This is a genomic window from Hypericibacter sp. (genome assembly GCF_050729195.1).
Lineage (GTDB): Bacteria > Pseudomonadota > Alphaproteobacteria > Dongiales > Dongiaceae > Hypericibacter.
In genome coordinates, this window is sequence record NZ_JBOHKS010000192.1 from 1 (window position 1) to 13,316 (window position 13,316).

The window sequence follows — 13,316 nt, forward strand, 5'->3', positions numbered from 1 at the left end:
CTCTTGCAGCAGACCCATCGCGATCGGAATCCATTCCCGGTCGAAGAAACGATGGAGACGCGATAGGGAAGGTCGGCGGTCCCTGCTGCTTATGCAACCCGTTCAAGAAAATGTTAAACGCCGCACATCAAAAGAACTGATGACCCTCATGACGCGAGCCAACGAGGTCGGCGCTCCGTCGTCCGGCTTCGTTGCAATGTCGGACGTGACAGCGGCGTCACTCGTGGTTCTGTTGCTGCCGCGTTTCAATTGCACCACCGTCGATCGCCCGACGGTTACAGATGTAATACGCGGCGAAGGAGGCGCGGCGGTTAGACCAGTCCGTGGCGCGCCGCAAAGGGATCCCACTGCGGATCGTCGTGCCATTCATACTCGGCCCAAAGCGCCACCTGCCGGGCCCGCGCCTCGCCGCAAAGCCGCGCGATAACGGCGAGGCTCATATCTATTCCCGCCGAGACGCCGGAAGAGGTCGCGAACTTTCCATCCTCGACCCAGCGCGCCTGGGGCTGCCACAGCACCTGCGGTCCCTGCGACCTGACCCAGGCGAAGGCCATCTTGTTGGTCGTCGCCCGGATGCCGTCGAGCAGCCCCGCCTGCGCGAGAAGTGCGCTACCCGTGCAGACCGAGGTGACCAGACTCGCGGTGGCCGCCTTATCTCGCAGCCAGGCGAGCAGTGCGGAGTTTCCCACCTCGCGGCGCGTGCCCCGGCCCCCGGGGACAAGCAGGATGTCGTAAGGCCCGTCATCGGCGAACAGCGTATCGGCGACGGAGCGCGGGCCCTGAGCACTGGCGACGCTCCGCTCCCGCTCGGCCACCAGCCGGATCGTGAAATCCTCCGGCAGCATGCCGAACATCTCCAGGGGACCGAAGACATCCAGCAATTCGAATTCGGGAAAAAGGAGGACGCCGAGGGTTCGCATGGGTTTGCCATTCCGCTAAAGGGCTGCCACGGGGCTATTCTAGCCCGGCCGCGCCGGAAGACACCCCGGCCTGATGAACGTGATAAGATCACGGGATCGGGTCATCGCCGGAGAACAGGGCGCTTTGCATGGATCTCTCGAAAATCGCCGTGGGGCGCGATCCGCCCCGGGACGTCAATGCCCTGATCGAGATTCCGCTGGGCGGGCCATCGGTCAAATATGAGATCGACAAGGAGTCCGGCGTGCTGCTGGTCGATCGTTTCCTGCATACGGCCATGTTCTATCCCGGCAATTACGGCTTCATCCCAGGCACGCTGTCGAGCGACGGCGATCCCTGCGATGTGCTGGTGGTGAGCCAGGTCCCCGTGGTGCCGGGCTGCATCATCCGCTGCCGCCCGGTCGGCGTGCTGCTGATGGAAGACGAGGCCGGCGGCGACGAGAAGATCCTGGCCGTGCCGGTCGAAGCGCTCCACCCCTTCTATACCGGGATCCGCAATCAAGAGGATCTGCCGCCGATCCTGCGCGAGCAGATCGCCCATTTCTTCCAGCACTACAAGGATCTGGAACAGGGAAAATGGACCAAGATCACGGGCTGGAAAGGACCCTCCGTGGCCGAGCAACTGATCCTGGAAGGGATCGAGCGCGCGAAGACGAAGAAGGCGCGCTGACGAAGGCGGCACGCCGCCGCAGAAGTCAGCGGCGCGCGCAATGCGCCTTCAGGTCGGCCAGCGAGATGCTGAGGGAATAACCGCCATATTTCTCGGCGCTGCGGTCGCCCTCTTCCACCAGAACCGTTTCCCAGCGCTCATAGGGATCGGGTTTGGCGCCGACCGCGATGGCCTGCGGCGGCGGCTCCATGAGGAGGACGAACTCGAGCCCCGCGGGAAGACGCCAATGGCTCCCGCCCGTATAGGGCGCCAGCCAATGAGTCAGCACCCCGGCTTCGAACTCGGCCAGGACGACATAACGGTCGCCTTGCTGGGGTGGGGATTCGCTCATGGCCTTCGTACCGGACGTCGGAATCGCGGAAAGATCCTATCGGCGGGCGGCCATCGGCACCATTGCCAAGATCGGTCGCCGGGAGCAAGTTGCTCGCCCACGCTCACCAAAGGGAATGGACTCATGCAGCCGCAGGCGCAGCCGGCCATTGCAATCGGCGGACTCGAGATTCGCTATCTGATGGACGGCACCGTGAACGGCGCCGGGGTCGGGATGTTCGAGCTCACGGTGCAGCCCGGCGCGCGGGTGCCGCCAGCCCACAGCCACACGAACAACGAAGAGATCGTCTATGTGCTGGAGGGGATGCTGCGCTACTCGGTCGATGGCGAGATGCGCGACCTGAAGCCCGGCGAGCGCATGTACACGCCGCGCGGCTCCGTTCATGCCTTCAGCAATCCGCATGACCGCACGGCGCGCGCGCTCATCGTGCTGACACCCGATATCGGTGCGCAATATTTCCGCGACATCGCCGCGGTCGTCGGCGCGCCCGGCGGCCCCACCCCCGCCAAGATGGCGGAAATCATGACCCGCTATGGGCTGGTGCTGGCACCGCCGCCGGGGCACTAGAATCCTGACAATGACGCTTCCCGATTCGGAGATCCTGTGATGGCCGGCGATGGCGGATTCGTCCGCAAATATGTGCAGAAATTCCAGACCCTCGCGACCCGCACCCAGTTGAAGCAGAAGGTCGATGACGAATTGGCGGCCCTGGTGGCCGAGACCCGGCAGCAGGCCCTGGCCTGGAAGAGCGATCTGTCGGCCGAGCAGCTGCTGTCAGGCATTGCGGGGCAGCTGAATCTCTTGACCCGGATGTCCGATCCGCAGGACTCCCGGCAGTCGGACATGAATGCCCGCATCGCATTCCTTCGGACAGCGCGTAAGATGCTGTTGGAGAAGTGACCTGCCCGAGCGGCCTCCGGCCGACGCTTTGACCCGGAAAGTACGAATACGGAACGGGCCCGGAATGAAATCCTTTGTTCCGGGCGTTGCAATGCGCCCTCAGGGAACTAAATGGCCCTTCGACTGTTCACGATGAGGCGGGCGGTCTAGACTGACCGCCATATTGATTCAATCAAACCTGGAAATAATGGAGAAAACGTCATGATGGGGAAGCGTATTTTAGGGCTTGTCGCCGCGATGGTGATGGCCGTGTCGATGACGTCGGCCGCCCTCGCCTGGGATCCCGCCGCGGAGAAGAAGGCGCTGGACACGGTTGCGATGTTCAAGAAGACGGACCCCAGCCTGCAGGCTTTCTTCGACAAGGCCTACGGCTATGCGGTCTTCCCTGAGATCACCAAGGGCGCGATCGGCATCGGTGGTGCACGCGGTGAGGGAACCGTGTTCCAGGGCGGCAAGTCGATCGGTTCCACCGTCATGTCCCAGGTCACCATCGGCCTGCAGCTCGGCGGCCAGACCTACAGCGAAATCATCTTCTTCCAGAACAAGGCCGCCCTCGACGCCTTCACCAAGGGCAACTACGAATTCTCGGCCAACGCCTCGGCGATCGCCGCCAAGGACGGGGCCTCGAAGACGGCGAACTACAATATGGGTGTCGCCATCTTTACGGCGGGCACGGAAGGGCTGATGTTCGAGGCCAGCATCGGCGGCCAGAAGTTCAGCTACACGCCGAAGTAACGATCGCCCGACGAGAAATTCCGCCTGCAACAGGCGCCGGCAAGACCGGCGCCTGTTTTGTTTTCGCCGCCGCTCGGACGCTCAGTCATGCTTCATGATGAGCGTCTTCAGGGTCGTGAGCTCATGGAGGGCCGCCATGCCCTTCTCGCGGCCATGGCCGGATTTCTTCATGCCGCCGAAGGGCAGTTCGATGCCGCCGCCGGCCCCGTAGGCATTGATATAGACCTGCCCCGCCTTCACCTTGCGGGCGACGCGCGTGGCGCGCTTCGTGTTCTGGGTCCAGATGCCGGCGATCAGCGCGAAATCCGTCGAGTTCGCCAGCGCGACCGCGTCGCCTTCGTCTTCGAAGGGAATGGCCGCCAGGATCGGCCCAAAGACCTCCTCGCGCGCCAGCGTGTTCGCGCGAGCCACCGGCCCGTAGAGCTTCGGCGTGACGAAATAGCCCTCCTTCGGGACGCCGTCAGCGACGCGGCCCTCGGCCAGGAGAGGAATCCCGTCCGAGGCCGCGTTCGCGCAGAAGGTCTCGACCCGCTTCTTCTGGCGCGGATTGATCAGGGGCCCGAGATCGAGATCCATCGTCGGCGTGCCGGCCCGCAAATCCGAGAAACGGTCGACCACCGCGCTCACGATCCGGTCATAACCGCTGCGTTCGATCAGGAGCCGAGAGCCTGCCGAGCAGGTCTGCCCCGCATTCTGGACGATGGCATTGACGAGGCTCGGCAAGGCCGCCTCGAGATCGACATCGGCGAACACGACCTGGGGCGACTTGCCGCCGAGCTCGAGGGTGCAGCCGATGTGATTCTTCGCGGCCGCCGTCTGGACCAGCACCCCCACTTCGGGGCTGCCGGTGAAGGCCACGAAATCGATTCCGCGATGGGCGATCAAGGCCGCCCCGGCTTCTGTCCCCAACCCGGGCACGATGTTGATCGCGCCCTCGGGGAAGCCGGCCTCGACCGAGAGCTCCGCCAGCCGCAGCGAGGTGAGGCAGGCATCCTCGGCCGGCTTGAGCACGGTCGCATTGCCGACGGCGAGAGCCGGCGCCAGGGTCCGCGCGAACATCTGCACCGGATAGTTCCAGGGAATGATGTGGCCGGTGACGCCATGCGGCTCATGCTCGGTGGCGACGAAATAGCCGTTGAGGAAGGGAATCGTCTCGCCATGGAACTTGTCGGCGGCCCCGCCATAGAACTCGAAATAGCGGGCACAGGCCTGGACGTCCGCACGCGCCTGCTTCATCGGCTTGCCGGTGTCCCGCGCCTCGATCAGGGCCAGCTCTTCCGCATGATCGAGGACGATGAGACCGAGCTTGGAGAGGAGCCGTCCCCGCTCCGCCGCCGAGAGCCGGCCCCAGGCGCCCGTCTCATGAGCCTTGCGGGCGGCAGCGATCGCGGCATCGATATCGGCCGCGTTGCCGGCGGCGATCTGGGCGTAGGCGACGCCCTCGGCCGGCGCATAGACATCGACGGTGCGGCCGGAGGCGGAGGGCCGCCAGCGATTGTCGATGAAGATGCCCCGGGCGGATTCCATCGCGTCGGGGCGTTTGACGGTTTCGAGGGTCATTTCCGGTTCTCCCGGCTTGCGGAGGTCATGAGAGGGTGACTTTGGCTTCCATATGGACCCGGCCCGACGGGCCTTGCGTCCAGAACAGGTTTTCCTCGCCGGACCCGCCGATACAGACCGATAGCGGCTGGCCGACGATGGCGGGAGCAAGCCCGCGATAGTCGAAGCGCTTCGGCACCCGGCCGCCTTCGATGGCGGCCCGGTTGAAGAGCAGCGTCGCTTGCAGCGGACCATGAACGACCAGGTCCGAATAGCCCTCGACGCCGGTGGCATAGGGCTGGTCGTAATGGATGCGGTGCCCGTTGAAGGTGATGGCGGAATAGCGGAACAGCAGGGTCGGCGAGGTCTCGATCGGCCAGGACCGTGCCGCCGCTCGTGCCGGACCGCTCTTGTCGCCCGCGGACTCGACCGGCGGGATCTTCGCCGCCTCGCGATAGACGATGTCCTGCCGGTCGCGAATGGCGAGGCCGCGCTCCGTCAGGTAATCGTGGCTGAGGGTCACGAAACAGAGACTGCCGGTCCGGCCCTGCTTGAAGGCCACATCGGTGATGGTCGAGACCAGGCGGACCTGATCGCCGACCCGCAGCGGCGCGAAGGTCTCGATCGAACCGCCGGCCCACATGCGCCGCGGCTGCGGCACCGGCGGCAGATCGCGGCTCTTGGCTGGATGACCGTCGGGCCCGAGCTCCGCCATGCCGGCGATCCGGGGCGACAAGCACCAATGGAACCCGAGCGGCACGGCGCCGTCATCAACCGCCGCCAGATGCGGCTCGAAGATCGCGCGGTAGCTCGCATCCAGGCGCGGCGTGACGATGTCCTGCTGCTCGGTGCGCCTTCCGACCCAGTCGGCAAAGGGCTTCTCGGCGCCGTCCGTCTTCGGTTCTCCGTTCACGCCCGGCCTTCCGGTCAATAGGAGCGCGGCATGCCCAGCACATGCTCGGAGAGATAGGACAGGATCAGGTTGGTCGATATGGGCGCCACCTGATAGAGCCTGGTCTCGCGGAACTTGCGCTCGACATCGTACTCTTCGGCGAAGCCGAACCCGCCATGGGTCTGGATGCAGGCGTTGGCGGCCTCGTTCGAGGCGTCGGCCGCGAGCATCTTCGCCATGTTGGCCTCGGCCCCGCAATCGCGGCCGGCCTCATAGAGCCGCACGGCTTCCCTCACCATCAGCTCAGCTGCGCGCATATTGGCGTAGGCACGCGCGATCGGGAACTGGATGCCCTGGTTCATGCCGATCGGCCGGCCGAACACGACGCGCTCCTTGGCATAGCCCGAGGCCTTCTCGATCAGCCATTTCGCGTCGCCGACGCATTCGGCCGCGATCAGGATGCGCTCGGCATTCATGCCCGAGAGGATGTAGCGGAAGCCCTTGCCTTCTTCGCCGACCAGATTCTCGGCCGGCACCCGCACATTGTCGAAGAAGACCTCGGTGGTCGAATGATTCATCATGGTGCGGATCGGCCGGATGGTGAGGCCGGTATGGAGCGCCTCCCGCATGTCGAGCACGAAGACCGAGAGCCCGTCCGTCTTCTTGGCGACCTGATCGCGCGGCGTGGTGCGGGCGAGCAGCAGCATCAGGTCGGAATATTCGGCACGGCTGGTCCAGATCTTCTGGCCATTGACGACATAGTAGTCGCCTTCCTTCCGCGCGAAGGTGCGAAGCGAGGTCGTGTCGGTGCCGCTGCCCGGCTCGGTCACGCCGAAGGCCTGGAGCCGGAGCTGACCCGACGCGATCCCCGGCAGATAGCGCGATTTCTGGTCCGCGTTGCCGTGCCGCAGCACCGTCCCCATGATGTACATCTGCGCATGGCAGGCAGCGCCGTTGCAGCCGGCGTGCTGGATTTCCTCGAGCACGGCCGCGGCAGCGGACAGTGTCAACCCGGCCCCGCCATATTCCTCGGGGATCAGCGTTGCGAGATACCCCGCCTCGGTCAACGCCGTCACGAACGCCGCCGGATAGGCCCGCGTCGCGTCGAGCTTGCGCCAATAGTCGCCTGGGAACTGCGCGCAGAGCTTCTGGACCGCGGCGCGGATCTCCGGATGGTCTTCCGCCTCGAGCATCGATCAGGCGAGCCGCCGTCTCGCGACCGGCGGCTCGCCGCCGCGCCGGAAGAGGCCGAGCTCCGCGACCGGCCGGTCCTCGACAAGAGAGTTGACCGCCGCGATGAAGCGATCCGCCTCCTCGCCCGACATGCCGCCCGCCGTCAGATGCAGCCGCGCCTTGACCGCCAGCTCCGCATCCGTCACCGGATTCTCCGGGTCGCCTTTGCAGGCGCGCCGGACGGCGTTGAATTTGCGGCCGTCGGTGGTCTCGACCGAAACTTCCGAGCCCCAGGCGTCGGGATAGGCCGCATCGATCGTGGGCGACTTGCCGACCGTCGCCTTGCCGCGCAGTTCCGCGACCCGCGCACGGGCCTCCTTGTCGAAGCTCGATTGCACAACGCGGCCGTCCATCAGCGCGATCGCGACGCAATGCTGCAGCGAGAATTTCGCGCTGTAGGGATCCTCCGGTGTGGGCCGGTCGCAGACATCGAGCGCCGCCTGATAGGTGCCGACCGTGATGCGAGCCGGGGTCGCTCCGCCGAGCTCGGCATGGAGTCCGATCGCGGCGTCGATCGTCGGCTGCGCGTGCCGGCAGCAGGGCCAGGGTTTGATCGAGGTCCGCGTCAGCTCCCAGGGTCCGTCGGGATGGGCGGTCACGGCCTCAGGGACCGGATCGGGACAGAGGCCGGCGAAGAACCCCTTCTCGCCCTCGAGAATCCGATCGGCGCCGGTGAAGCCTTCCTTCGCGAGAAAGGCCGCCAGCACGCCGGACTCCGCACCGCGCGCGGTGTGCAGATGCTTGCTCATGGCGCCGGCGGCGAGGAATTCCCAGAGGCCGGAGGATTGCGTCCCGGCATTGCCGAGCGCCCAGACCGCCTGATCGTCGCTGAGGCCGATGAGCTCGGCCACGGCCATTGCCGAGCCGAAGGGCCCGCAGGTCGAGGTGTTATGCCAGACGCGGTAATGCGCCTTGCCGACGGCGTTGCCGACGCGGCAGCAGGCTTCATAGCCCGCCAGCACCGCCTTGAGGAACGCATGCCCGCCCATTCCCCGTTCCTCGGCGACCGCCCAGGCCGCGGGGATGACGACGCAGCCCGGATGGGTCACGGAGTTGCGATGCAGATCGTCCATCTCGAGGATGTGCGCGATGCCGCCCAGATAGAAGGCGCGCCGCGCGGTGTCGCCGGTCTCGGGCGGTGCCACCGCCTTGAGCATGCGCGCCGGCTCTGTCTTCAGCGCGCCCAGCGCGCAGCTCAGCGTGTCGAGAACGAAATAGGCCGACCAGCGCAGATCCTGTTCCGAGACAGGCTTGGTCCGGATGATGCGGACGAGTTCGCGCGTCAGACTCACGATTTGGTTCCTCCAGCAGCGCCGCGCCTGATCGCGTCAGGGCGGCCACGGAATTCATGGCGCAAGGCCTGGTCATGCTCGCCGAGCTTGGGCACGGGGCGCAAGGCGGGGCGCTCTCCATCGACGATGACGGGCGGCGCCATCAGCTCGACGGCGCCCTCCGGCGTCTCGACCCGCGCGGTCGTGGCGCTGCGGTGATGCATCAGATCCTTCATCGTCGACACGCGGCCATAGGCGATGCGGACCTGGTTCAGCAGGTCGCAGAGATCCTTGGTCGAGAAGCGGCCGATCCGGTCCTGCACCTGCCGGTCCAGGACCTCGCGGTTGCGCACGCGCGCCGTGTTGCGGTCGAACCGCGGATCGGCGGCGATCGCGGCGTCGCCCAGAACCTCCTCGCAGAAGACCTTCCATTCGCGCTCGTTCTGGATCGCGATCAGGATCTCGCCGTCGTTCGCCTGGAACACGCCATAGGGCGCGATCGAGGGATGGGCGAGGCCGATCCGGCGCGGTTCCTTGCCGCCATAGCGCTGGGCCAGATAGGGCACGTTGAGATATTCGGCGATGGTGTCGAACAGCGACAGCTGCAGATGGCTGCCCTGGCCGGTGCGCTCGCGCTGGAGCAGCGCCTGCAGGATGGCGGCGTAAGCCGCCTGCCCCGTCGCGATGTCGCAGATCGAGATGCCGACGCGGCTCGGCCCCGAGGATTGCGATCCGGTCACCCCGGCGAGCCCCGCCTCGGCCTGGACCAGGAGATCGTAGGCCTTGCGCTCGTGATCGGGCGTGCCCGGCGCGTAGCCGCCGACATCGCAGACGATCAGCCGCGGATGGCGGGCGCGAAGGGCGGTGCTGCCAAGCCCGAGCCGGTCGGTCGCCCCCGGCGCCAGGTTCTGGATGAAGACATCGGCCTGCGCCAACATCGCCTCGACCAGCGCCAGATCCTCGGGCTGCTTCAGGTCGACGGTGCAGGATTCCTTGCCGCGATTGTTCCAGACGAAGTAGCTGGACTGGCCATGGACATAGTCGTCATAGCCGCGGGCGAAATCGCCTTCGGGCCGTTCGAGCTTGATGACGCGGGCGCCCGCATCGGCCAGGCGCGAGGTCGCGAGCGGCACGGCCACGGCCTGCTCCAGGGCGACGACAACCGTCCCCTCCAGCGCGCCGGGCATGGCTCCAGTCCTTGCTCCCATTGGCAAGACTCACGCGCCGGGAGCGCTTCAAGTCAAATATGATTTTGCAATGGCGGGTATAGCGATTTTAGCGGGTGTGGGACCCGGCGTGCGGGGGTGTCGCGGGGATCGGAACCCTTTGAACGCCAAACCAATTATTGGAACAGGTTCGGCCGCTGGTTCTCGTCGGAAAGCTCCGCCGTCCACTCGCCCTCGCGCACCAGCCGGCGCAGGATTTCCCAGGAGAGCTGGCCGATCGCGCGCGGTGCGTTGAGCAAGGGCCGCTCGGTGGAATAGGCCAGATAGACCTTGCGCGTGATCTTCGGCTTCTCGAACCGCCAGATTCGGAAGATGCCCGCCTCGGCTTCCTTGTCGACCGCCATCCGCGGGAGGATTCCGTAACCGAGCCCCCGCCGGACCAGCTTCTTGATCTGGCCGTAGGAATCCACCTCGATCGCGGGGCTGATGGAGACCTGGGCCGAAAGGGCCGCAGCGTCGATCAGCTCGCGCAAGCCGTGGCCTGGGCCCGGCACCACCACCGGCAGCCGCGCGGCATCGGCCATGTCGACGCTGTCACCGTCGAGATCCGCCTGCCCCTCCATCGACGGGCTGGCGAACAGGCAGATTTCTTCCGACAAGGCGTGATGGACGGCGAGACCGCGGGGATCGGAGGTCGCATAGATCATGGCGAGGTCGACATCGCCGCGCTTGAGCCAGCCCAGGATGAAACCGCTCATGGCCTCGACGACGCGGATGCGGGCACCGGGGTAGCGCGCCTTCGCGGATTCGATCAGCGGCGCCGCCAGCAGCTCGCTCACGGTGCCGGGCATGCCGAAACGCACCTCGCCGCGCAAAGCCACCGCCTCGCCGCGCACGCTGTCGGGGATCTCGGCCACTTCGGCCAGGATACGCTTGGCGTGGCGCAGGAGACGTTCGCCGGCTTCCGTGGTGGCGACGCCCTGGGTGCTGCGATGGAGCAGCGTGATGCCGAGCTCGTCCTCCATATGGCGCACATGCTGGCTGAGGGCCGGCTGCGCGACATGAAGCTGGTTGGCCGCCTTCGAGAATGAGCCGGTCTCGACCACCTTGGAGAAGTATCGCAGCTGTCGCAGATCCATTTGACCTCCCCCTGGCGCTTTGTTGCCACCTCGGCCGACTGGCGGCACTGGCGATCTAATTGCTTCAGCGACCTAGACAAATAACTTATGCCGGTTCAATTTTCGATGCCATAGGCGTCTAGCCCGTCGCTGCGCCCTGTACCGGTACAAGCGTGCGATGCAACAGAACCGGTAACCCGCTGATTGGTTGACCGGATCGGCGGAGACCGCGATTGGTTCTTCGGCGACGTCATGTGAATTGTTTGTGCGCAGGCGCTCGCATCGGTTTTCATGCGCGCGCGAGCGATATGCGTACGTCGACGCGACGGCGTCGCTGCGCGGACGACCATTGAGCGATGAAGCCGTCTCAACCTGCCAGCGATACGAGCATGCCGGCGGATATCGAGTGCGGCTGAGCCGGATCAGAACAAGGTGTCGTGCCTGGCTTTGAGCTCGGCGGCGTGCTGGCGGACATAGTCGACTAGCACCGCGGAGACGGGAAGATTGCGCGCGCTCTTCGGCGCGACCATGGCGATGGTCCGCTGCATCTCCCGATCGTCGATGTCGAAGCAGGAGAGCACCCGGTCGTCCACCTCGCGCTTGACGCTGTGATAGGGAAGGATCGTCGCGTAGGGCGTCACCCGGCCGGTGACGACCGATTTCACCGCGTCGAGCGAGTCCAGCTCCAGCTCCGGCTTGAGCGCGATGCCATGACTGCTGCAGGTCCGGTCGATGATCCGCCTCAGCTCATGGATGGCGCTGGGCAGGATGAGCTTCAGCTGTTCGATCTCGGCCAGGCTGCGCGGGCGGCGGTTGGCGCCCGGGGAAGATGCCGTCACCAGCACGAGCCGTTCTGAGAACAGCTCGATGCAGTCGAGGTCCTTGCGCGCGCTGGACTGGTAGGTCAGGGCCAGATCCAGCTTGTTCTGGCTCATCAAGTTCTGGAGGTCACCCGGATAGGCCTCGATCACGGTCAGGGTCAGGCCGCGATGGTTCTCATGCATATGGACCACGAGGTCGGCCAGCAGCAGGGGCGCGATCGTCGGGCAGACGCCCAGCACCACCTCGCCCTTCAAGGTCGAGGAGCGGTGCCGCAGCTCCTGCACCAGCTCGTCGAGCCCGTTGAGATGCCGGCGCGACTTGGTCAGGAGGAAGCGGCCCTCTTCGGTCGGCTCGGCACCGCGGCCGGTCCGGTTGATCAGCGACAGGCCGATCTCCTTCTCGAGGAGCTTGATCTGGCGCGTGAGGGCGGGTTGCGCGATGCCGATCGAGCTCGAGGCGCGGGAAAAGCCGCCATGCTCGCACACCGCGATGAAGTATCGCAGACGCCGGAGATCGATCGCGGCCTTTTCCAAATCAATCCATCCGTTGCGTATTCAGTTCAAATCCCTCGTCCGTCAGCGCTCCACCAGGCGGCCCAACAGTCTTGCGATCCATCCCGGGGTGGGCAGCCGTTGCAGCACACTCCCCGGAAGCTTGAGCGACAGCTGTCGTCGCGGAACCGTTTCGATGATCGACATGCGGTCGTGATAGGCCAGCCACCAGACGATGAAGACGCCGATGAACCAGAACAGGACCTGCCAGACCATAAGCGACGGGATGCCGAGCGCGATCTTGGCGCCGGTGAAGATCGGGCGGCTGAAGAAGCTGTTGCCCAGGATCGCGCCCGGCCCCAGCGCCAGGAAGGCCCAGATCAGGGTCAGCGACCATTTCGCGGTCCTCGCCGCCCGGCGGCCGGGCTCGGCGCCCTGAACGGCTTCCAGCTCGTCATGCAGCCGCTGGCGATGATCGCGCTCTTCGCCGGCCCGCGTGAACAGCGAGACCAGCAGGCAGGCCGCGACATTGAAGAACAGGCCCCATCCGGCGGAATGAATCGTCAAGGGCCAGCGGCCCCAGGGCAGGTCGATGAAGAGCCGCTCGAACAGGATCAGGCCGAAGGGCTCGGTGAAGACGACGATGATGATGCCGACGATGAGCCCCGCCAGCACGCCGCTCCGGCTGATCCAGGGCAGCCAGCAGAGGCCGAGGAACGCCGGCAGCAATTGCGCGGAGAGGCTCAAGGCCAGCGAGGAGAAGATCGAGGCGCTCAGCGGCGCGAAGCTGGCGGTGAGGCCCACGGCAAAGAAGATCGCGGCCAGCGCGATGCGGGCGGCGAGCTTTCGTCCTGCCTCCGAGAGGTCCGGGAGGACATAGCGGCCGATCAACTCGATGGTCACGATGTTGGCGCCGGACGCGGTGAAGAAGGCGATGCCGATCTGGAGCGCGGTGACGAGCAGCATGAGAAACGCGATCCCCATGAGCTGGTCCGCGGCCCCCAGTCGCGCGATGAAACCCGCGAAGGCGGCCTGGGTGCCGCCGGTATCGGCGCTGGCCGTCGCAGCGATCTCGGCGCCGATGACGGGGGCGATCAGCAACAGGGCGCCCGCCATGAGCCCGCCCGTGACCCAGACCTGCTCGAAGGCGAAGCCCTTCCGGGTCGATGTGCTGATACCCAACAGGCCGAAGCCGGGACTGAGCACGAGGCCGATCATGGCGAGCGCGAA

14 protein-coding genes are annotated in these 13,316 nt (G+C 65.9%); 4 read left to right on the forward strand and 10 right to left on the reverse strand.

The window, feature by feature from the left end; translation table 11 throughout:
* Positions 1-311: 311 nt before the first annotated feature.
* Positions 312-920, reverse strand: coding sequence for a DJ-1/PfpI family protein (locus ACREE8_RS14675; protein WP_431573753.1), 609 nt, complete (start codon positions 918-920; stop codon positions 312-314).
* A gap of 128 nt (positions 921-1,048) precedes the next feature.
* Here ACREE8_RS14675 and ppa point away from each other — a divergent pair, with 128 nt between their 5' ends.
* Positions 1,049-1,588 carry an inorganic diphosphatase gene (gene ppa / locus ACREE8_RS14680; RefSeq protein WP_431573754.1) on the forward strand — a complete coding sequence of 180 codons (540 nt, stop codon included), beginning with the start codon at positions 1,049-1,051 and terminating at the stop codon, positions 1,586-1,588.
* 25 nt (positions 1,589-1,613) lie between these two features.
* Here ppa and ACREE8_RS14685 read toward each other — a convergent pair whose 3' ends face one another.
* The gene (locus tag ACREE8_RS14685; RefSeq protein WP_431573755.1) at positions 1,614-1,919 is read right to left on the reverse strand and encodes a hypothetical protein; all 306 of its coding nucleotides are present in this window, start codon (positions 1,917-1,919) and stop codon (positions 1,614-1,616) included.
* A gap of 123 nt (positions 1,920-2,042) precedes the next feature.
* Between ACREE8_RS14685 and ACREE8_RS14690 the strand changes: the two genes are divergently transcribed.
* The 3 genes from ACREE8_RS14690 (at position 2,043) to ACREE8_RS14700 (ending at position 3,554) form a co-directional block, all read left to right on the forward strand.
* Entirely contained in the window at positions 2,043-2,486 is a 444-nt protein-coding gene (locus ACREE8_RS14690) for a cupin domain-containing protein (RefSeq protein ID WP_431573756.1), read from the forward strand.
* Between the two features lie 39 nt (positions 2,487-2,525).
* Entirely contained in the window at positions 2,526-2,819 is a 294-nt protein-coding gene (locus ACREE8_RS14695) for a hypothetical protein (RefSeq protein ID WP_431573757.1), read from the forward strand.
* A gap of 201 nt (positions 2,820-3,020) precedes the next feature.
* Positions 3,021-3,554, forward strand: coding sequence for a YSC84-related protein (locus ACREE8_RS14700; protein ID WP_431573758.1), 534 nt, complete (start codon positions 3,021-3,023; stop codon positions 3,552-3,554).
* An 81-nt stretch (positions 3,555-3,635) separates the two neighbouring features.
* Here ACREE8_RS14700 and ACREE8_RS14705 read toward each other — a convergent pair whose 3' ends face one another.
* From ACREE8_RS14705 to ACREE8_RS14740, 8 genes are all read right to left on the reverse strand, one after another.
* On the reverse strand, positions 3,636-5,114 hold the full coding sequence (locus ACREE8_RS14705) for an aldehyde dehydrogenase family protein (protein ID WP_431573759.1): 1,479 nt from the start codon (positions 5,112-5,114) through the stop codon (positions 3,636-3,638).
* A 25-nt stretch (positions 5,115-5,139) separates the two neighbouring features.
* The gene (locus ACREE8_RS14710) at positions 5,140-6,006 is read right to left on the reverse strand and encodes an FAS1-like dehydratase domain-containing protein (RefSeq protein ID WP_431573760.1); all 867 of its coding nucleotides are present in this window, start codon (positions 6,004-6,006) and stop codon (positions 5,140-5,142) included.
* 14 nt (positions 6,007-6,020) lie between these two features.
* Positions 6,021-7,178: an acyl-CoA dehydrogenase family protein gene (locus tag ACREE8_RS14715; RefSeq protein ID WP_431573761.1), complete on the reverse strand. Its 1,158-nt coding sequence runs from the start codon at positions 7,176-7,178 to the stop codon at positions 6,021-6,023.
* 3 nt (positions 7,179-7,181) lie between these two features.
* Positions 7,182-8,510 carry an MmgE/PrpD family protein gene (locus tag ACREE8_RS14720; RefSeq protein WP_431573762.1) on the reverse strand — a complete coding sequence of 443 codons (1,329 nt, stop codon included), beginning with the start codon at positions 8,508-8,510 and terminating at the stop codon, positions 7,182-7,184.
* Complete coding sequence (locus ACREE8_RS14725) at positions 8,507-9,676, reverse strand: CaiB/BaiF CoA transferase family protein (protein ID WP_431573763.1); 1,170 nt, start codon at positions 9,674-9,676, stop codon at positions 8,507-8,509. Before ACREE8_RS14725 ends, ACREE8_RS14720 begins: the two co-directional genes overlap by 4 nt.
* 155 nt (positions 9,677-9,831) lie before the next feature.
* The gene (locus ACREE8_RS14730) at positions 9,832-10,794 is read right to left on the reverse strand and encodes a LysR family transcriptional regulator (protein WP_431573764.1); all 963 of its coding nucleotides are present in this window, start codon (positions 10,792-10,794) and stop codon (positions 9,832-9,834) included.
* Between the two features lie 401 nt (positions 10,795-11,195).
* Complete coding sequence (locus tag ACREE8_RS14735) at positions 11,196-12,128, reverse strand: LysR family transcriptional regulator (protein ID WP_431573765.1); 933 nt, start codon at positions 12,126-12,128, stop codon at positions 11,196-11,198.
* Between the two features lie 42 nt (positions 12,129-12,170).
* The coding region (locus tag ACREE8_RS14740; protein ID WP_431573766.1) for a hypothetical protein at positions 12,171-13,316 on the reverse strand (1,146 nt) is incomplete at its 5' end.